The following is an 18,491-nucleotide window of genomic DNA, read 5'->3' as shown; positions in this document are numbered from 1 at the left end:
CGCGTCGTCGTTGAACTGGCGATCTGCTGGACCATGAGCGACGACGCCCTGGACCCACAGTGGACCGATCCCCAGGGCTTCAAAGTGGAGATCGAGGGCGAACCGCGGGTGGATGCCGTGATCCGGTTTGGCTCTCCACACAATTCAGAGCTTGCAGAAGACCAGCACGTGATGAAGCTGCTCATGGTCAGCACGGCCATGGCCGCGGTCAACGCGGTTCCGTATCTGTGTGAGGCTCCACCGGGCGTGATCACGCCGATTGACCTACCAGTTACCGGCACCCACGGCGCACTCATCGACTGATGGGCGCGCGCGATACTGGCCGTCGACGGGCTAAGGGTCGCGGCGGCAGGCGATACCTGCGCGGCTACGGTGCAGGCGGGATGCGATGCCCCTGCGCCGAGGTGCCCGGGTGGCGGATCGTGCTGTGCCCGAGCTTGCGATTGTGCATGGGTTCGCGCGCCGACTTCTGGTGTTCGAGCTGTCGGATCAATTCATGCTTGGCTTCGTGCAGCGCGCGCGTGATGTCGCGGTTGTCGGCGACCGCGACGAGTGGCGGGAGGCCAGGCAAGGTCGTCCGCAATGTGACGCGCTGCTCCTTGCGGCCGCGGTCCTGCAGCGAGACTTCGAGGCCGATGTCATGCGGGTCCCAGCGGCCCAGGTGCGGCTCGAGCGCAGCTAACGCCTCCAGCACCTGCGAACGTTCCTTGGCGACGAATCCCACACCCATATGCAGGACGTACTCGCCTAGCGGATTATGCGGTCTGCCGTTGGACCTTCTCATCACGCTGATGGTGACCTCATCTCGGGTGATCTGGTTGCTGAACGATCGTGGCCAGCAGCTGCGGTAGTGGCACGGTGGCGATGCCGATGGCGCGGTCGGCGATCCCGTAGGGAATCACCAGGGTGTCGGCGTGAACGAGTGCGCCGCAGGAGTAGACGACGTTGGGCACGTAGCCATTCTGTTCGTCCTGGGTGGGACTGAGCAGTGGGCGTCGTAGCCGGCCGATCACGCGGGTCGGATCATCGAGGTGAAGCAGAATCGCGCCGATGCTATACGTGCGCATGGGCCCGACGCCGTGGGTGAGCACCAGCCAACCTGCGTCGGTTTCGATTGGCGGGCCGCAATTTCCGAGTTGCAGGGCTTCCCATGGCTCGGCCGGCTGCTGGCAGGGCGACGCACTCATCCAGACCGCCAGATGGTCGGCGAAGGCGACGGTGTTGGTCTCGCGATCCGATCGCGACATGGCGGCGTAGCGACCGTGTATTCGTCGAGGGAACAAGGCCAAACCCTTGTTGGCCGCGGCCTTCCCGACGAGCGGCCCAGAGGTGAAGGATTGGAAGTCCTTGGTCTTGAGCAGTTGTTGGCTGATGTGGGATCCGCTGTAGGCCGTGTAGGTGGCGTAGTAGGTGACCGAGCCGTCGTCGTCGACGTAGCGGACGAAGCGGGCGTCCTCCATGCCGGCCTGCTCTGCCTCCATCGACGGCCACAGCACGCGCTCGGAAACCGATACGTCGCTGGGGAATTCGACGGCATAGGATCGCGTGGCGATCGCACGGATCAGGGCGACTGCACGCTCCCCGTGTCCGCGGGTGCTCAGGTTGGCCCGGAGAATGTCAAGTCGCGCGTCGAGGTCGGACCGTGTGAAGCGCTCGCCGAGCGCATTGAAGACGTAGTTCGCGGCCTCGCCGGCATTGCCGATGCGGCCGAGTTCGCCGCGGAACACTGCGGCGTCAAGCGGCGCGCCCGAGACGTTTCCGGTGGTGGCGAAGCGCGCCGGCTCGTCGATTGTCGCCCGGCCGCCGGCGTCGACGACACCGGTGCGGAACCCGATGGACGAGCGGTGTCCTTCCCCGATCCCTCGCACGCTCATCACGAATCGCAGGCTGCCTGGCGCCATGTCGGTCTGGTCAGGGTGGGCCACCATGCTGGGGTTGCACAGCGCCGCGCCTTCGATGGCGTACTCGCTGGTAAAGGTCGCTCCCAGCAACAGTATTCGCGCATCGCTGAGATGGATGCCGGGATTCAGGCGATCGGCGAGCTCCCGGGCATGCCGACGGAAAGTGCCCACCAGGTCACGATGGCGTCCGTCGAAGCGAATGATCACGTCGTCCAGGGACGACTGAACGTCGTCGTCGCTCAGGGCCAGGATGCGCTTGAGCACCACTCCCGCTCGGGACTCCTGAAGCTCGAAGCCCTCCTGGCCGGGCACGAAGAGCCGGGTGATCACCCGCGCCGGGTCGCTCGCGACCCGTTGAGGATCGCGGGTGGCGAGCCCGGTGCTCATCAAAGTCATTGCGGGACTAGTGAAAAGCGCCGCGCGTGTTGCAGGGTGGAGATCACCGCAAGGGTCGATTCGGCGCCCTGGTTGAGGTTGACGCACTCGGCGAGCAACCCGTCGAAACCGCCGCCGGTCTCGGTGTCCCACATGACCAACCCGGAGTCGTTGGCACCCTGGAACCAAGCGGAGCACGACCGGATCCCGTCCGGCCAGAGCGCCCGCGGATCGGCGGATGAGGCGCGTGCGCAAGCGTCGGCGAGGGTGGCCACTTCGATCGGCTGCTGGTCGAAGGCGGGCTGGCTGTCCTGCGGCCCCCGGCCGCCCACGGGGGTAGGCGACAGGTGGCCATCATTCGTTTCGTAGTCGAGCAGCCACTCGAGCAAATCCAGGCCGCGCTGTTTCAGGGCGGGGTCATCCAGCGCGACCCCGGCAGTGATCATCGCCTCGGGGAGAATCGCATTCGCGTAGGTGAGCCTTGGTTCGGGCCATGGCCAGTCGAACTTGGTCTCGGGTCTCGCGACGGTGACCGCGTAGTCGGCGAGGAGTCGCAGGGCCGCGGAATTTCCGGGCTCGACGCTGAGGAGTTCGGCGGCGCCGACGGCGGCGAATGCCATCGCCCTCGGCCACGGCGACCGGGCCTTCGCGGCGCGCTCGAACTGAATCACGGCAAGTCGGCGCACCAGGCTGACGCCGCTGTGGGCGGCGGCGGTGCCGAGCCCCCAGATGCACCGGCCCCAGTGGTCGTCCGTGGTGGGCTGGTCGGTCCAATTTCCGGCGTGGTCCATCCGGTTGCGGCAGCAGCCGTTGTAGGACTGGGCATCATTCAAGAACTGCAGGGCCTTGCCGGCGAGGCCATTCACGGCACCCGATGCGTCGGGCTCGCGGGTGGTGACGACGAGCACCCTGGCCATGTCGTCGGTGCAGTACCCGTGCTCACGGCGGGGCTCGGTCAAGCAGGCGTGCTCGAAGGTGGCGCGATGGTTCGTCATCCGCAACAGGTGCGCGAACACCGGGGTGGGCGCGGCGCCGGTCACGTCACTGCCGATTGACTGGCCACCAGGCGTTGCGCCGCGCTGATGTAGGCGTTGACGACGACGGGCCAGGCGACCGTTGGGGCCAGCCCGCGGGCTTTGGTGGCCATGGAGTCGGCGACATGCGGATCGGTCAACAGCTGGCGCAGCGCTGCGACCAGTGCGTCGGGATCGTCGTGGGCCACGACGGTGCCAGCGCCACTACCGAGGAGCTCGACCGCGTGGGGGAAGGCGGTGGCGACAATCGGGCGGCCACTTGCCAGAGAGTCGACCAGCACACCGGAGGTGACCTGGTCCTTCGAGTCGTAGGGCAGGACGACGACGGCAGCCGTCTGGATGAGCGCGGTGAGCTCTTCGGGGCGGCGGAACACGGCGTCGAAGGACACCGAATCGGCGACGCCGAGGCGTTTCGCCTGCGCGACAAGCGCTTTGCGATACCCCTCCCCCTGCGCGGCGACGACCTTGGGGTGAGTGCGGCCGGCGACGAGGTACCGCGGCGGGTTGGGCAGGCTCTTGAGCGAAGCCATCGCGTCGATGACCCGCTCGATGCCCTTGCCCGGTCCCAGCAGGCCCCAGGTCAAGATGGTCGGCCGGTCCGGATGCCGCACGCCGTTGGCGTTGGGAAGTGCCGCGCCGTGCGGGATGACGGTGACCTTGTGATGGTCGACGACGAAGCCTGCACACAGGCGTCGGCGGGCCACCTCCGACATCACGATCACTTGATCGGCCAATGCCATCAGCGATTCGAGCACCGAAAGTTGGTGTGGTGTTGGGTTTTTGAGCACCGTGTGAACGACAACGATCGACGGGACGCGCAATCCGGCCATGATCTGGACGACTTCGTCTCCGTCGGGACCGCCGTAGATGCCGTACTCGTGCTGAATGACGGCGACGTCGCTCCGGTTGAGGAGCTCGGCGGTTGCCGCTACGGACGAAGCAGAGCCGTTGACGAGCTCGCCGACGACGTTGGGCTCCTTGGAGGTGTCACCGTCAGCGATGCGCACGACGCTGACGTCGACGCCTCTGGCTGTCAGCCCGTTTGCCAGGGCCTCACTAAAGGTCGCCAGGCCGCACGCTGTCGGCAAGTAGGTGCCGAGGATGCCAAAGCTGGGCACGTACGAAAAGTGTTGCATCCCAAAGGGAGCAATCAATGGCTGAAACAACGATGGAGCATTCAAATTCATCCCGACTGAACGGTAAATCGATGTGTCCGGCGTGAGCGGATGCTCGGGCAGACCAGCATCAGAAGCTGAGCCATTCCGGATGGGCTGGGAGTACCAACGCCTCCCACGCTACACCCTGCCCGGCCGAAAGGCGTGATCGTGGGTGCGCTGAGGTTGGAGAGAACCGCCTGGCTCGGGATCGGCGGAAGCGGGACAGTCAGATCCGATCGGGTACAGTTAACACGCCGGTAATCTTGCCGGCCCTCAGGGCAGATCACTTGCTGAACGTTGGGCTCACCGCCCCGCCACGATCCCGTTGCCTTCTCTGAGACTTCTCAGAGGATCATATGTCTTCGCTTGCGAGCGGTTCCCCTTCTCTCGACGCGTCCGAAAAAAGCCTTCCGGCAACTCCGTTCGCTCTGCCTGCTGGTTCCACCGCGATCGTCTACTGCGAGGGACTATTCGGCGAGCAGGACGGTAAGACCGCCAACGGCCTGGTCCGGCACTCGGAGAAGTACGAGATCCTCAGTGTCATCGACAGCCTCCGGGCCGGAGTCGATGCCGGGAAATTCCTCGACGGCACCGCGAACGGCATCCCGGTGCTGGCGTCGCTCGCCGAGTCCATCTCGCACGCCGGCCGCGTACCTGACTACCTGATCTGTGGGCTGGCGCCTGCCGACGGCCTGCTGTCGGATGACCAGCGGGTCGTGCTGCTCGACGGCATCGACCGCGGGATGCACATCATCAACGGCCTGCACGAGTTCCTCAACGACGACGCCGAGTTCGTGGCGGCAGCCTTGATCGCCGGCGTCACCATCACCGATGTACGCCGACCGAAGGCCAAGCGCGACCTGCACCTGTTCTCCGGCCGGATCTTCGATGTCACGTGTCCCAGGATCGCGATTTTGGGTACGGACGGGGCGATCGGGAAGCGCACCACCGCCACCTTGCTGGTCCAGGCGCTGAACGCGCGCGGGGTCAAGGCGGTCATGGTCGGCACCGGTCAGACCACCTTGATCCAGGGCGGCAAGTACGGCGTCGCGCTGGATGCGCTGGTCCCCCAGTTCTGCTCGGGCGAGGTCGAGCATCAGGTCGTCGCCGCGTTCGACGGTGAGGACCCTGACGTGATCGTGGTCGAGGGCCAGGGCGCGCTCAGCCACCCCGCGTACATAACGTCGGCTCACATCCTGCGTGGCAGCCGCCCGGCCGGGGTGATCGTGCAGCACGCGCCGAAGCGCAAGGTGCTCGGCGACTTCCCGATGGTGCCGATGCCGACCGCGGCCAGCGAGATCGCACTGATCGAGGCGTTCGCCGACACCCGCGTCATCGGAATCACCATCAACCACGAAGAGATGACCGAAGACGAGCTGAGCAACGCGATCTCCGAACATCGTTCGCAGCTCGGCCTCCCGGTCACCGACCCTTTGACGCGCCCCGCGTCGGAGCTGGTCGACATGGTGCTGACGGCATTCCCGGCGCTCGCGGTGGTGGCGGAAACGACCAACCCCGTGTGACGCTTCGGATCGAGACCGACCTCGACAAGATCGAGCAGAACACGCGGATCCTGGTTGATCGGCTGGCCTCAACGGGCATCCGGGTCACCGGGATCACGAAGGCCGTGGTGGGTTCGCCGGGAGTCGGCGCGGCGATGCTGCGCGGCGGCGCCCGCGGCCTCGGTGATTCCCGGGTGCCGAACCTCGCCCGGCTGGCCGGGCTCGACGGACCACCGCTACGCACGTTGATCCGCTCCCCCATGCTCAGCCAAGCGGCACGGGTCGTTGACGTCGCCGACGTCAGTCTGAACACCGAGGCCGTCGTGCTGGCGGCGCTCGATCAAGCCGCGTCCCAACAAAAACGGATGCACGACGTCGTGCTCATGGTCGAGTTGGGTGACCTACGCGAGGGCATCGCGCTCGCCGACGCGCCGGAGGCGGTGCGGGCCGTCCTCGGTCGCTCCTGGCTGCGGCTGGTCGGAGTCGGCGCCAATCTCGCTTGTCAGAGCGGTGTCGTTCCCGACGACCGGAACATGGGCATCCTCACCGGGCTCGCGAACGAGATCGAGACGCTGCACGGGATCTCGCTCGACGTTGTCTCCGGCGGCAACTCGGCGAACCTGAACTGGGCCCTGCACACCCACGACGTTGGACGGATCAATGACCTCCGACTCGGCGAAGCCATCCTTCTCGGCGTCGATCCGCTGTACCGGACACCGATCCCTGGCCTACACACGGACGCCTTCACCTTGACCGCCGAGGTCATCGAGGTCGCGATGAAACCGGCTCAACCCTGGGGCGAGCGTGCTCAGGCGGCCTTCGGCAAGGCGCCGGTCCGCAACGGCAGCAGCACTGTGCATCAAGCAATCCTGGCCCTCGGTCGCCAGGATGTGGACCCGGACGGTCTGCAGCCACCCGAGGGCATCACGGTCCTCGGGATGAGCAGCGACCACCTGGTGGTCGACCTCGGGGATCACCCGGTAGCGGTCGGCGACGAGATCGGCTTCGGTGTCGGATACGGCGCACTCGTGCGGGCGATGACGTCGCCCTTCGTCACCAAGATCGAGCACCTTGGCCGTAACGTCGCACCCGCGGCGACCCAGGCGCCAACACCGATCCAGGTTTCGACCCCCCGCTCAGTGCCGGAGGCCGATGACCATGGCCCAGCTTGGCGCTAGGCGGAGCGGCCGCCCAACAACCGTGTCGTCGAACACGTTTACGCCGGAATCAGACTGAGCTAGAGGCGTTCGCCGCTGCCAGGGTCAGCCGCGCTAGCCGTTTAGCTGTCATCGCGGCGGCGCGCGAGGGCGGTCCCGTGTTCGCGGTCGCCAGCGCCCCGTTGTACAGGACGATGAGCGCCTGGGCCAGCGCCTGGGAGTCGGGTACTCCGGTGTCTGCGGCGAGTTGGAGTACGGACTGATGCAACCAGTCGCGGTACTCCCTGATGGCCAACACCTGGCACTGCCCGGTCGGCGCTTCGGCAGCCGCGCTGTCGAAGGGACAGCCCCGGTACTCCGGAAGCGATACGTAGTCAGCGAGCGCATCGAAGAGTGCCAGGATCTTGTCGGCCGGATCGTCGATACCGGCCTGGGCCTCCTCGACCCGCTGGCGGAATTGTTCGTGGCGCCCACGGAGGTACGCGGCGACCAGCGCGTCCTTCCCGCCGAAAATGTAGTACAGGGAGCCTTTTGCGACTCCCGCCTTCTCGATGACGGCGTCAATTCCGGTGGAATGCACGCCGTCGCGGTAGAACAGCTCGTCGGCCGCGGCGAGCAGTCGCTCGCGCGCCGACGGCCGTTCTGCTGTCTTCGTCGCCATCGCATCAGCTTATCAGACAGAGCTGTCTGATAAGTGCTGCATAGATTTCCACCGAGCCCCTTGTCCTGGCCTTTTGCACACCGCCGAACGTCATGCGTTGAGACAGACCGGTAGGCGGAATTATTCTTTGTACCGGTCTGTTCAAGCACTTGAAGGAGGCAGATCATGGTGACAGCAGCAGAGGATCGGAACCGGGCGTTCGTCCTGGAAGCGTTTGACACACTGTTCAACCGGCGTGATTACGCGGCAGCACAGAGGTTTTGGTCGCCGGACTACATCCAGCACAGCGCGCACATCGCGCCGGGCCGTGAGGGCTTGTTCGAGCTCGTGAAGGCCTCGCCGCCAGACATGCGTTACGAGAGCGGGCTGGTCGTCGCGGGCGGTGACTATGTGATGTTGCACGGGCGGTTCAGCAATGTCGGGCAGCCCGCCGATTGGATAGTGGCCGACGTGGTCCGGATCGAGGACGGTCTTCTCGCTGAGCACTGGGATGTCATCCAAGATGAGGCAACCCGCGATGAGTCTGTCAGCGGGCTACCCATGTTCGGTGCCGCATTCCCAGCACGAACCTGACGGAGGCACCCAAGACCTTGGCGAAAAAGCCTGACAACCAACGATTCCCCGCAACGACAACGACGAAGATGAGGATGATTTGATGGCACGACTGGATGGCAAGATCGCCGTGATCACCGGCGGCAGCAGCGGTATCGGACTGGCGAGCGCGCAGAGATTCGTTGAAGAAGGCGCTTATGTCTTCATCACCGGGCGTCGCCAAAGCGAGTTGGACAAGGCCAAGGCGCTGATAGGCGAGGGCGTGGCCACGGTCGCCGTCGATAGCACCAAGAGTGCAGACCTGGACCGGCTGTTCGCGACGGTTCTCGAGGAGAAGGGTGGGCTGGACATCCTGCTGGTGAACTCGGGCCGGGTGGAGCCTGAGGAGCTGGGCAAGGTCACCGAGGAGAACTTCGACCTCACCTTCGACCTCAACGCCCGGGCAGCCCTGTTCACGGTCCAGAAGGCCCTGCCATTGATGCGCGAGGGCGGCTCGATCATTCTGGTCGGCTCGGTCGCCGGATACGTCGGCATCAATGGCTACAGCACCTACAGTGCCACCAAGGCCGCATTGCGCTCCTATGTGCGGACGTGGACCCGGGAGTTCGGCGATCGAGGTATCCGGTTCAACACGCTGAGCCCGGGCCCGATCGACACCCCAATCATGGACGCGCAAGCCAGCTCACCGGAGGAAGCCGACCAGATCCGGGCGACGTTCGCCGCGGCGATACCACTGAAACGGATGGGCCGCCCGGAGGAGATCGCGGCAGCCGCGCTGTTCCTGGCCTCCGATGACAGCAGCTTCGTCGCCGGCGCCGAGCTCAGCGTCGACGGCGGCTTTGCCCAGGTCTAACTACCACCGACGACACCACGGAGGCTAGGAGATGGCTCTGCACGCCAACAGCGCTACCGGAAGCGGCCCGTCGGAATGGGTACGCACGCAGGTGGCCGACTATGAAGCCAGCGGCGGCGTCGAGGGCGCAACGCTGGAAGGCCGCCTCGTGGTGATCCTGACGTCGGTAGGTGCGAAATCGGGCAAGGTTCGCAAGAACCCGGTGATGCGGATCGTCGACGGTGGCCGGTACGTCGCGGTGGCATCAGCGGGCGCGTCGACTACCAACCCGTCCTGGTACGCCAATCTCGTTGCTCACCCCAGGATTCGCCTTCAGGACGGCGCGGGTGTTCGGGAGTTTCAGGCCCGGGAGGTCACTGGGGAAGAGAAGCGGTATTACTGGGCGGTCGCCGAGCGGTTCTGGCCGCACTTTCGCGAGTACCGACGGCTGGCAGCTGGCCGCGACATCCCAATCATGGTGCTCGAGCCGATTGCAACGAAGCAAGCCGGCACCGCCGTCGGCGAGCGGTGCCGGCCATGAAGATCTCGGCCCAGTTCGCCACCTCATTGGACTCCCCAGAGCACATCGTGGCCGCCGAACAACTCGGCTACGACCGGGCGTGGTTGTTCGACACACCGCACCAAAGCCCCGACGTCTGGATGATGCTGGCGCTGGCGGCCGAACGCACCACCAGGATCGGCTTGGGCCCGGGTGTGCTCGTGCCCAGCCTGCGCCACCCGATGGTGAACGCCTCAGCCACCGCGGCACTGGAGGCGCTGGCACCGGGCCGGGTCGCGGTCGCGTTTGGCACCGGCTTCACTGGCGCCCGGGCGCTGGGCGCCGCACCGGCCACCTGGTCATATCTGCGTGACTATGTGGCTGCGTTCCGCGGTCTGCTCGCGGGTGCGACCGTCGTGTGGCAGGGCGCTCGGATGCAGATGATGCACCCCGACCGGCACGCACCCGAGCGCCCCATCGACGTGCCGATCCTGATCTCGGCGCTGGGCCCCAAGGGGCTCGCCATCGCCACCGAGCTGGCCGACGGCCTGTTCACCGTCAACGGCCAGACGGCCTTCGCGGCGCGGTTCGATTGGGCCGCGCTTGGCGTGCACGGCACCGTCCTGGCCGACGATGAACCCCTGGACTCCCCGCGGATGCAGGCGGCTGCGGGGCCGGGAAACGCACTGGCCTACCACGCTGCCTACGAATTCGGCGGCGACGTCACCGCCCTGCCGGCCGGCGACGTGTGGCTTGACACCATCAACGCCACTCCACCGCAGGATCGCCACTTCGCCGTGCATGACCAGCACCTCATCGCCCTCAACCGTGCGGACACCGCCGCCTGGACGGCCGGCAGCTGGAAGGGTGTCACCGCGACTACTTTGACCGGCACCACGCACGAAGTCGGCCGCCGAGTCAGAGAACTCTCGGCGCAACACGTCACCGAGATCATCTACCAGCCCACTGGCCCGGACATCCCCGGTGAACTCGAGGCCTTCTACGCCGCGGCACGCGCCACGGCAATCCCTGCAGCGCAAGGTGATTGAGCAACGTGACCGAACTGTCAGCGAATCTCCGAGCATGCGGGAAGACATGCGGTGGCGCCGGCGAGGTCGGAATATTCGGCAACAGACTTGCGTTGGCCGAAATGATTAGACAGATCAGTCCAAGCGTTGAGGAGTGACATGACAAGCCCCACTGTTGCCCGGGATCTGGATGGCAAAGTTGCGCTGGTCACCGGTGCGACGTCGGGGATCGGTCAGGCCGTCGCGCTGCAACTGGCCGCGCAGGGGGCGACCGTGATCGTCCACGGCCGCGACGCCGGACGCGGCGCGGCAGTGGTCAAAGAGATCGAAAGTGCCGGAGGTTCAGCCCGATTCGTGGGCGCTGACCTCGGCCAACCCGCCGAAGCGCTACGGCTGGCCAACGAGGTCGGCGAGGTGGACATCCTAGTCAACAACGCGGGGTTCGCCTGGTTCGGCCCGACGGAAAAGCTGGCCACCAAGACCCTGAATCAGTTGTTCGCCGCCAACGTACAAGCCCCCTACCTGCTGGTGTCTGTATTAGCGCCGAAGATGGTGGCCCGCGGATACGGCGTGATCATCAACGTGGCCAGCCGGGCCGGCGCCGTCGGCCAGCCCACAACCGCCGCCTACGGCGCCACCAAAGCCGCCTTGGCCTCGCTGACCCGTTCCTGGTCGGCCGAATTCGGGCCCACGGGCGTCCGCGTCAACTCCATCTCGCCAGGGCCGGTATATACCAACGCGGCCGAACGGGAACTGTTCGATGCCATTGGCAAGACGACCGTTCAGGGTCGCGCTGGTGAACCGCAGGAGGTCGCCGACCTCGTCGGCTTCCTGGCGTCCCCCCGAGCGTCCTACATCACCGGTACAGATGTGGCCATCGACGGCGGCCGGCGATGAACACCGCCGTCACGGCGCGAAAGGCACAGTCAAGAGCGGCCCGGCCAGACATCCACATACGACGCAGCACCGCCCAGGGGCGGCGCTACGCAACCGCAAATATAGGGAAAATTCCCCTAAATTCCCGCAACCCCGCGCCACCACACTAACGGCGCGGTCAGGGGTCGCTGCGATCTTTCGCAGGCACAGCCCGCGAAGTAGCTTACTGACGTGAGAGTTTTGCTCGTTGAGGACGAGCCGCGATTGTCGGCGACCCTGTCTAAGGGGTTGAAAGCCGAGGGCTTCGTCGTCGTCGCCGTCGGCACAGGCGTCGAGGGCCTGCACGAGGCAACCGAGAACAGCTTCGACGTCGTGGTTCTCGACATCATGCTTCCTGGCCACAGCGGATATGAGGTGCTGCGGCGGATGCGGGCCCAGAAAGTATGGACACCGGTGCTCATGCTGACTGCCAAAGATGGTGAGTACGACCAGACCGATGCCTTCGAACTCGGAGCGGATGACTACCTGACGAAACCGTTTTCGTTTCGGGTCCTGGTCGCGCGCCTGCAAGCGCTGGTCCGTCGCGGCGCACCAGAGCGCCCCGTGGTGTTGACCGCCGGATCGCTGTCACTGGATCCCACGCGGCACACGGTCCAACGCGGTTCGACCCCAATCCCTCTGACTCCCCGTGAGTTTGGGCTGCTCGAGTTTTTGATACGCAACAAGGACGCGGTGACGACGAAAGCGGAGATATTGCGCAATGTATGGGACGCGCACTATCAGGGTCCCGACAACGTTGTCGAGGTTTATGTGGGATATCTGCGACGCAAGATCGACGTTCCCTTCGGTACCAACACTATTGAGACAATCCGAGGCGTCGGTTACCGGCTGATGTGCTGAGGCAACGCCACGGTGATCTTGGTCCCACCGCCGGGTCGATCGTCGATACTGACCGTGCCGCCGTGCGCGGCCGCGACCTCGGCGACGATCGCCAAGCCCAGGCCGGTCCCTCCGCCGCTGCGGGAGCGGTCTGAATCCAGACGCACGAAGCGTTCAAAAACCCGGGCGCGGTCGGCCGGGGCGATGCCTGGCCCGTCATCACTGACAGTGAGTATCACGTTGCCGTCTCGGCTGCCAACGTGGATGTCGACACGTGATTTGGCGTGGCGGACAGCGTTATCCACGAGATTGCGGATCATCCGCGCGACCGCTGCCCGGTCGCCGATCAAACGCGCCGGAACGGTTGCCACGTCGATCGTGCGGCCGTCACCCCGCACACGAGCAGCCTCCGCTTCGGCGAGTTCGTCGAGCGGCACCTCCTCGTTGCGCATCAGCAGGCTTTGTTCATCGGCGCGGGCCAGCAAGAGCAAATCCTCGATCAGCTCCCGCATCCGGTGTGCCTCGGGAAGCAGGGTGTCGACGGCCAATTCCGCGTCAAGCAGTTCCGGATGCGCCTCGGCGACTTCCAAACCGGAGATGATGGTGGACAGCGGGCTGCGCAGCTCGTGAGAGGCGTCGCCGAGGAATCGCTGTTGCGCCCGGTGGCCGGCTTCGAGGCGCGCCAGCATTTCGTTCATGGTGACTGCCAGGGCTGAAATTTCGTCACGACCCGCAGGCACGGGTACCCGCTCGGCCAAATAGAAGGTTGAGATTTCAGCCACCCGGCTGCGGATTGCATCCACCGATTGCAGTGACCGGCGAACGAGCCGGTAGGTCGCGGCTGCTGCTACCCCGATGATGATCGGGGCGCCGCCACCTACCAGCAGCGCAACGGTCCGCACAGTCGCCTCGACCGCCTCGCTACCTCCGCCGACAAGCACCGTGTACTGACCGGACGCGGTGTTGACCTTCTGACCACTCACGCGCAGGTCGTCATCACGCACTGCATCGTCTGGCATGCCGCGCCGCAAGTTGAAGTCAAACTCGTTGATGGATAGCAGAGGCGTCGCAGGTGCGGACCCGGCCCGCTTCACCACTTTGCCGTCAGGGGCTATCAATTGGATCGCGACCACGCGCTGGTTGGTGGTAAGAAGCGCGCTGTCGAGATGGTCGGGTGAATCCGAATGCAGGGCGTCAACAATGTTGCGAACTCTGCCCGCGGTGGCGTCGTCGACACCCGTTATCAACAACCGGTACAAGATCAGGCAAAAGGTCACCCCCGCGAGCACCAGCGCGACCAAGACGACCCCTGCTGAGACGGCGGCCGAGCGAGCGGAGATACCCAAGCTGGGTAGGCGCATCAGACGCGCGGGCTTACTTCGCCCCAGCAGCCGGGAAGACACCCACATAGTTTGGACCCTGCAGGGCCGAAACCGGCTGAGAACGGCGTAGCTGACCGCCTTATCCTTGCTGGTCATCCGCCCCGATGCCGTTCTCAGCGGCTTCTCAGCGGCCCGCTCATACTCTGGCGCTCGCATGTTGGCGGACCCGTTTGACCGCGTTGAGAAAGCGGTTCCTCAACGCGTAACCGAATAGCCCAGATTGCTTGGTGCCGAAGCACTTAACAGCGATCCGGGTTGCGAGCCAGGGAGGGATCTTGAGCTCTCACATCGATGCGACCCCCGAGTCCATTGCGCGCCAGCGGGCCTCTGACCTCCGCGGCACCGGGCGTTTCGCCGAGTCCGGGGCCAGTGTTCTGAGCAAGCCACGGTTGCGCGGATGGATCCATTTTTATTGCGCCTACGCGGCGCTGGTAGCCGGTTCGGTGTTGGTCACGGTGTCGTGGGCTGTGACATCGACCCGAGCTGGTCACGCGACGTTGGCGTACACGCTGGCCATCGTGGCGATGTTTGGCGTCAGCGCCACGTATCACCGTGTCAGTTGGGGTTCGACGGCTGCCAGGAGCTGGATGAGGCGGCTCGATCACTCGATGATCTTCGTGTTCATCGCCGGCACCTATACGCCGTTCGCCAGGCTGGACATGCCGGCGTCGACTGGGCATCAGGTGTTAGCGATCGTGTGGGGCGGCGCGCTGGCCGGGGTTGCGTTGACGCTGTTCTGGCCCGATGCGCCGCGCTGGCTGGGCGTGGCGCTCTATCTACTGCTTGGCTGGGTGGCGGTTTCGTATGCAGGGACGATCCTGCATAACGCGGGCGTGGCCGCGGCGGTATTGCTCGCAGTCGGCGGCGCGCTTTACAGCCTCGGTGCGGTGTTTTACGCACTCCGCTGGCCCGACCCGTGGCCTGCGACCTTCGGCTATCACGAGATATTTCACGCGCTTACCGCAGTCGCGGCGATGTGCCATTTCGTGGCGGTGTGCCTCGCAGTATTCTAAGCGCGGGGAGGCCGTTGATGAAGATCGCGTCCGTCGGCGCCCGGCAAGTGCTGGACTGCAAGGCCAGGCCGTTGTTAGAGGTCGAAATCACCACTGACACAGGCCATGTCGGCTGTGGCGCATCGCCGACGGGTACTTCGGTCGGCGAGCACGAGGCGTTCGTCCTGCGTGACGAAGACCGATCAGAATACAACGGCCTGAGCGTGCACCGAGCCGTCTCCGCCGTGACCGACGAAATCGCTCCCGTTCTTGTCGGCGCCGAACTCGACGACCCGCGGTCCCTGGACCGGATCATGATCGAGCTCGACGGCACGCCGGACAAGCATCGGCTTGGCGGAAACGCGATATATTCCACGTCGATCGCACTGCTGCGCGCGGCGTCCGCGGCGGCGGGCATGCCCACCTATACCTACGTTGGCGCACTGCTAGGGCTCAAACCGCCGACCACCGTGCCAACACCCTGCTTCAACATGATCAACGGTGGCCGCTATGGGGATATCTTCCAGCCATTCAACGAGTTCCTCGTCGTGCCCTATCGCGCCGACTCCATCGAGTCGGCGATCGAAAAGGGTGTCAGTCTGTTCGGCACGCTTGGCGAGGTCCTCGCGCGACGGCTTGGCCGAGCGCCGCTGATCGCAGCATCGTACGGGTACGTCGCGCCGTCCAGCGACCCACACGTCGTGATGGAGGTGCTGGCCGAGGCAATCGAGCGCGCCGGCTGTGCCGACGTCATGGCGTTGGCACTCGACTGTGCGTCCAGCGAGGTTTACGACAAGAGCACGCAGACGTACGCATTGAACGGTGAGCGGGTGAGCGCGGAGGCTCTGATCGACTACGCCCGCTCGCTGTCGGAGGACTTCCCGATGGTGTTCATCGAGGACCTGCTCGACGGGGACGACTGGGATGGCTTCACCAAGGCGACGCAGACCATTGACCGCTCGATCATCCTCGGCGACGACCTGATTGTCACCAACCGCGACCGCCTGGAGCGTGCCGTCAAGATCTCGGCCGTTGACGGCTTCATCATGAAGCCCAATCAGGTTGGCACGATCGCCGAGGCACTCGACTGCTTCGAATACGCTGCGCAGCAAGCGATTCTGGCGATCCCGTCGGGCCGGTCGGGTGGTGTCATCGGCGATGTCGTGATGGACCTGGCGGTGGGATTGGGGGCACCGTTTCAGAAGAACGGCGCCCCGCGGTCGGGCGAGCGCATCGAAAAACTCAACTTCCTGTTGCGCGCGGCCGAACGCATCCCCGATTGCGCGCTGGCAGACTTGGCGGCACTGGTGCGCTTCTGAGATCTGTCGCCATTAAGCGCCTAGCAACAGCGCTGCCGCACAGACGACCGACACGATCGAAAGCGTAATCCAGTCGGCACGTTTCGGCCTTGACGAGACGGCCGAGATCTGACCGGTGCCGCCGCGGGCGGTGATCGCATCGCCCATCTCGTCGGCCCGTCGCAGTGTCACGGTGATGACCGCAACAATCAAATCGATCAAGTCCGCCGCCAATTGCCTGACCCGGGCCACGCGGGTGGGCGGTTTCTGTTTGGGCCGCAACCGGCGAGCGGCGTAGAGCACCCGGAACTCGTCGATCAGCATCGGGAAAGTGCGCAGTGCGAGCGCCAGTGCGACCGACCAGTCGTCGACCGGGATGCGCAATGGTCGCAGCCGACGGCCCAAAGTAGCGACTGCGGGGGCGATTTCGGCAACATTGGTCGTCCACGACACCAGCGCGCCCATCCCGAGCAACACGACCGACAGCGCGGTGAAACGCAGAAATTCCAATAGGCCGCCGAGACCCAGCGTGACCGTGCCCACCTGGATTTGCGGACTGCCACCGGCCAGTGTCGCCGTGATACCGACGATGGCCAGCATGATCCACAGCAAGCGCGGCGGTGACGGCAGCGCACCCCGAGGAATACGGGCAACCCACGCTCCCGTCAGCACCAGCGCGGCCACAAGTCCGATCGTCACCCATCCCGGGAACAACGTGAGCAATATCGAAATACCAAAGGCAGTAAGCAGTTTCGTTCCTGCCCATAGCTCGTGGATGGTGGAGCGTCCGGGCACCGGGCGCAGCAACACAACAGGTCGACGCGGTCGGCGGATCGGGTACTGCGTCGGCGCGGGCGCCGTCAATTCACTTATCTCGGCCGCGGTGGGAGCCGGTTCCAGCCGACCGTCGCGCAGGTGCAGAGTCCGGGGGCACAGCTCCTCCAGCCCGGCGAAGTCATGCGAAATGACTACAACGGTCAGACCGGTGTCACGGCGCCGGTCCGCGAGCAGCCGCACAAGACCGCGCTGGCTGGCGGCGTCCAGTCCCGCGAGCGGCTCGTCGAGTATCAACACCCGCGGCGACCGCGCCAGCAATCCGGCCAGGACCACGCGGCGCATCTGGCCGCCACTGAGCTGGTCGATGGGCCGCTTCGCCAGCGTGGCATCCAGGCCGACAGCGGCCAGCGCTGCGGTCACTCGGGCGTGATCGTCAGGCGAAAAGCCGCCCGCCGACGCCACTTCCAGGTCGACACGGCTACGCATCAACTGCAACCGCGCCGCCTGGAACTGGATCGCGACGGCGCCGACCTGCTCGGAGGCAACCCGATCGTCAAGCACACAGGTGCCGGCGGTGGGTGCCGTCAACCCCGCCATGATCCACGCCAGCGTCGATTTACCGGATCCGTTGCCGCCGTGGATCAGCAGCCCGTCGCCCTCATGCACGATGAAGCTGATATCGCGAAGCGCGGTCTGCGCCCAGGGGGTGCCACTCCCGTATTCGTGGCTGACACCTGAAAGTTCAAGCACCGGCGCGCGAGAATGATCTTCTGCCGTGACCGTCGGCGCGGGCGGCGGCGCGGTCTCGACCAGTGCGGTGTTGTCCAGCGAGTCGCTGAGAGTGATTGTGCGTGCGGCGTAATCGGCCTCGTTGTTGTAGTGGGTGATGTGCACCAGCGCGGTTTGGTGGCGGTCGGTGAGGCCAGACAGCACCGACAGCAGCGCGTCCCGGCCCTGCTGGTCGACCATGCTGGTGACTTCGTCGGCAATGAGCAGGGCCGGCTCGCGCGCCAGCGCAGCGGCCACGGCGAGGCGCTGCAGTTCCCCGCCGGACAAACCGCCGGTGTCGCGTTCGGCGAAGCCCTGCAACCCGACTTCAGCGAGTAATCGGTCGACATCGGTGGTCTTGCCGGGAGGCAGTCCCCACACCACGTCGTCGGCGACCCGGGTGCCCAGCACCTGGCTTTCCGGGTGCTGCATGATGACGGCCGTGCCACCGAGTTGACCGAGACCCACCGCACCAAGACGTTCGACCGTGCCCGAGGTGGGTTCCCGGCCGGCCAGGATCAGCATCAGCGTCGTCTTTCCGGAGCCGTTGCCGCCGGTGACCGCTACGTGCTCGGCTGGCCGCACATCCAAGCTGACCGCACGCAGTGCGTCATGGTCGGCGCCCGGATAGCGCCAGCGCACCTCGTCCAGCCGCACCGGGACCGGCTGGATCGGCCCGGTATCGGCCGCCGCGTCCAGTTTGTGCACATCGGGAACGCCGCCCAGCCGCTCCAGCACGCGCGAGAGCGCCAACCAACCGATCAGCGAGGCGACCATGATGGCGACGATGGCGCCTAGGAGGGCGAGCCACTGCCAGTAGT

Annotated in this window: 17 protein-coding genes and 1 pseudogene; 11 read left to right on the top strand and 7 right to left on the bottom strand. The window is 65.6% G+C overall.

All coding sequences use genetic code 11. The features are described from left to right. Positions 1-303, top strand: a pseudogene (locus VGH54_RS26305) (dihydrodipicolinate reductase); the annotation flags it as partial. A 64-nt stretch (positions 304-367) separates the two neighbouring features. On the opposite strand, the gene VGH54_RS26300 reads toward VGH54_RS26305, so the two are convergent. Genes VGH54_RS26300 through VGH54_RS26285 form a run of 4 tightly spaced genes read right to left on the bottom strand, consistent with a single transcriptional unit; the run spans position 368 to position 4,446 of the window. Further along, on the bottom strand, positions 368-784 hold the full coding sequence (locus VGH54_RS26300) for a hypothetical protein (RefSeq protein WP_331515068.1): 417 nt from the start codon (positions 782-784) through the stop codon (positions 368-370). Positions 785-800: 16 nt separating this feature from the next. Continuing rightward, entirely contained in the window at positions 801-2,297 is a 1,497-nt protein-coding gene (locus VGH54_RS26295) for a glycoside hydrolase family 130 protein (protein WP_414688808.1), read from the bottom strand. Continuing rightward, positions 2,294-3,316 carry a glycosyltransferase gene (locus VGH54_RS26290; protein ID WP_331515066.1) on the bottom strand — a complete coding sequence of 341 codons (1,023 nt, stop codon included), beginning with the start codon at positions 3,314-3,316 and terminating at the stop codon, positions 2,294-2,296. Before VGH54_RS26290 ends, VGH54_RS26295 begins: the two co-directional genes overlap by 4 nt. Next, positions 3,313-4,446: a glycosyltransferase gene (locus VGH54_RS26285; RefSeq protein ID WP_331515065.1), complete on the bottom strand. Its 1,134-nt coding sequence runs from the start codon at positions 4,444-4,446 to the stop codon at positions 3,313-3,315. The genes VGH54_RS26290 and VGH54_RS26285 overlap by 4 nt, the downstream gene beginning before the upstream one ends. A 377-nt stretch (positions 4,447-4,823) precedes the next feature. On the opposite strand from VGH54_RS26285, the gene VGH54_RS26280 reads away from it, so the two are divergent. Together VGH54_RS26280 and VGH54_RS26275 are read left to right on the top strand one after the other, a co-directional pair. Continuing rightward, positions 4,824-5,990 carry a DUF1611 domain-containing protein gene (locus VGH54_RS26280; RefSeq protein ID WP_331515064.1) on the top strand — a complete coding sequence of 389 codons (1,167 nt, stop codon included), beginning with the start codon at positions 4,824-4,826 and terminating at the stop codon, positions 5,988-5,990. Beyond that, entirely contained in the window at positions 5,987-7,147 is a 1,161-nt protein-coding gene (locus tag VGH54_RS26275; RefSeq protein ID WP_331515063.1) for an alanine/ornithine racemase family PLP-dependent enzyme, read from the top strand. The genes VGH54_RS26280 and VGH54_RS26275 overlap by 4 nt, the downstream gene beginning before the upstream one ends. Positions 7,148-7,196: 49 nt before the next feature. On the opposite strand, the gene VGH54_RS26270 is transcribed toward VGH54_RS26275, so the two are convergent. Further along, positions 7,197-7,787 carry a TetR/AcrR family transcriptional regulator gene (locus tag VGH54_RS26270; RefSeq protein ID WP_331515062.1) on the bottom strand — a complete coding sequence of 197 codons (591 nt, stop codon included), beginning with the start codon at positions 7,785-7,787 and terminating at the stop codon, positions 7,197-7,199. A 165-nt stretch (positions 7,788-7,952) separates the two neighbouring features. Here VGH54_RS26270 and VGH54_RS26265 point away from each other — a divergent pair, with 165 nt between their 5' ends. From VGH54_RS26265 to VGH54_RS26240, 6 genes are all read left to right on the top strand, one after another. Further along, on the top strand, positions 7,953-8,360 hold the full coding sequence (locus VGH54_RS26265; RefSeq protein WP_331515061.1) for a nuclear transport factor 2 family protein: 408 nt from the start codon (positions 7,953-7,955) through the stop codon (positions 8,358-8,360). An 82-nt stretch (positions 8,361-8,442) separates the two neighbouring features. Then, positions 8,443-9,192 carry a glucose 1-dehydrogenase gene (locus tag VGH54_RS26260; RefSeq protein ID WP_331515060.1) on the top strand — a complete coding sequence of 250 codons (750 nt, stop codon included), beginning with the start codon at positions 8,443-8,445 and terminating at the stop codon, positions 9,190-9,192. 31 nt (positions 9,193-9,223) lie between these two features. After that, positions 9,224-9,712 carry a nitroreductase family deazaflavin-dependent oxidoreductase gene (locus VGH54_RS26255; protein ID WP_331515059.1) on the top strand — a complete coding sequence of 163 codons (489 nt, stop codon included), beginning with the start codon at positions 9,224-9,226 and terminating at the stop codon, positions 9,710-9,712. Next, positions 9,709-10,719, top strand: coding sequence for an LLM class flavin-dependent oxidoreductase (locus tag VGH54_RS26250; protein ID WP_331515058.1), 1,011 nt, complete (start codon positions 9,709-9,711; stop codon positions 10,717-10,719). The genes VGH54_RS26255 and VGH54_RS26250 overlap by 4 nt, the downstream gene beginning before the upstream one ends. Positions 10,720-10,857: 138 nt before the next feature. Further along, the gene (locus VGH54_RS26245) at positions 10,858-11,595 is read left to right on the top strand and encodes an SDR family oxidoreductase (protein WP_331515057.1); all 738 of its coding nucleotides are present in this window, start codon (positions 10,858-10,860) and stop codon (positions 11,593-11,595) included. Positions 11,596-11,805: 210 nt separating this feature from the next. Next, positions 11,806-12,474, top strand: coding sequence for a response regulator transcription factor (locus tag VGH54_RS26240; RefSeq protein WP_331515056.1), 669 nt, complete (start codon positions 11,806-11,808; stop codon positions 12,472-12,474). Here VGH54_RS26240 and VGH54_RS26235 read toward each other — a convergent pair. Continuing rightward, positions 12,456-13,814 carry a sensor histidine kinase gene (locus tag VGH54_RS26235; RefSeq protein WP_331515070.1) on the bottom strand — a complete coding sequence of 453 codons (1,359 nt, stop codon included), beginning with the start codon at positions 13,812-13,814 and terminating at the stop codon, positions 12,456-12,458. The two genes, VGH54_RS26240 and VGH54_RS26235, sit on opposite strands and share 19 nt — an antisense overlap. A gap of 296 nt (positions 13,815-14,110) precedes the next feature. On the opposite strand from VGH54_RS26235, the gene trhA reads away from it, so the two are divergent. Both trhA and eno read left to right on the top strand, forming a co-directional pair. After that, positions 14,111-14,848: a PAQR family membrane homeostasis protein TrhA gene (gene trhA / locus VGH54_RS26230; RefSeq protein ID WP_414688807.1), complete on the top strand. Its 738-nt coding sequence runs from the start codon at positions 14,111-14,113 to the stop codon at positions 14,846-14,848. 14 nt (positions 14,849-14,862) lie between these two features. Then, positions 14,863-16,146, top strand: a complete 1,284-nt coding sequence (eno, locus tag VGH54_RS26225; protein ID WP_331515055.1) for a phosphopyruvate hydratase — start codon at positions 14,863-14,865, stop codon at positions 16,144-16,146. Positions 16,147-16,158: 12 nt separating this feature from the next. Here eno and VGH54_RS26220 read toward each other — a convergent pair. Beyond that, on the bottom strand, positions 16,159-18,491 hold a 2,333-nt coding region (locus tag VGH54_RS26220), incomplete at its 5' end, for an ATP-binding cassette domain-containing protein (RefSeq protein WP_331515054.1).

The organism is Mycobacterium sp. (assembly GCF_036488105.1).
In the GTDB taxonomy this organism is placed as follows: domain Bacteria; phylum Actinomycetota; class Actinomycetes; order Mycobacteriales; family Mycobacteriaceae; genus Mycobacterium.
This window is presented reverse-complemented; position numbering and strand designations above follow the sequence as displayed.

Coding starts and splice junctions, on each gene's coding strand:
- VGH54_RS26300 (WP_331515068.1), bottom strand. CDS start 784: ATGAGAAGGTCCAACGGCAGACCGCATAATCCGCTAGGCGAGTACGTC.
- VGH54_RS26295 (WP_414688808.1), bottom strand. CDS start 2,297: ATGACTTTGATGAGCACCGGGCTCGCCACCCGCGATCCTCAACGGGTC.
- VGH54_RS26285 (WP_331515065.1), bottom strand. CDS start 4,446: ATGCAACACTTTTCGTACGTGCCCAGCTTTGGCATCCTCGGCACCTAC.
- VGH54_RS26280 (WP_331515064.1), top strand. CDS start 4,824: ATGTCTTCGCTTGCGAGCGGTTCCCCTTCTCTCGACGCGTCCGAAAAA.
- VGH54_RS26270 (WP_331515062.1), bottom strand. CDS start 7,787: ATGGCGACGAAGACAGCAGAACGGCCGTCGGCGCGCGAGCGACTGCTC.
- VGH54_RS26265 (WP_331515061.1), top strand. CDS start 7,953: ATGGTGACAGCAGCAGAGGATCGGAACCGGGCGTTCGTCCTGGAAGCG.
- VGH54_RS26260 (WP_331515060.1), top strand. CDS start 8,443: ATGGCACGACTGGATGGCAAGATCGCCGTGATCACCGGCGGCAGCAGC.
- VGH54_RS26255 (WP_331515059.1), top strand. CDS start 9,224: ATGGCTCTGCACGCCAACAGCGCTACCGGAAGCGGCCCGTCGGAATGG.
- VGH54_RS26250 (WP_331515058.1), top strand. CDS start 9,709: ATGAAGATCTCGGCCCAGTTCGCCACCTCATTGGACTCCCCAGAGCAC.
- VGH54_RS26245 (WP_331515057.1), top strand. CDS start 10,858: ATGACAAGCCCCACTGTTGCCCGGGATCTGGATGGCAAAGTTGCGCTG.
- VGH54_RS26235 (WP_331515070.1), bottom strand. CDS start 13,814: ATGCGCCTACCCAGCTTGGGTATCTCCGCTCGCTCGGCCGCCGTCTCA.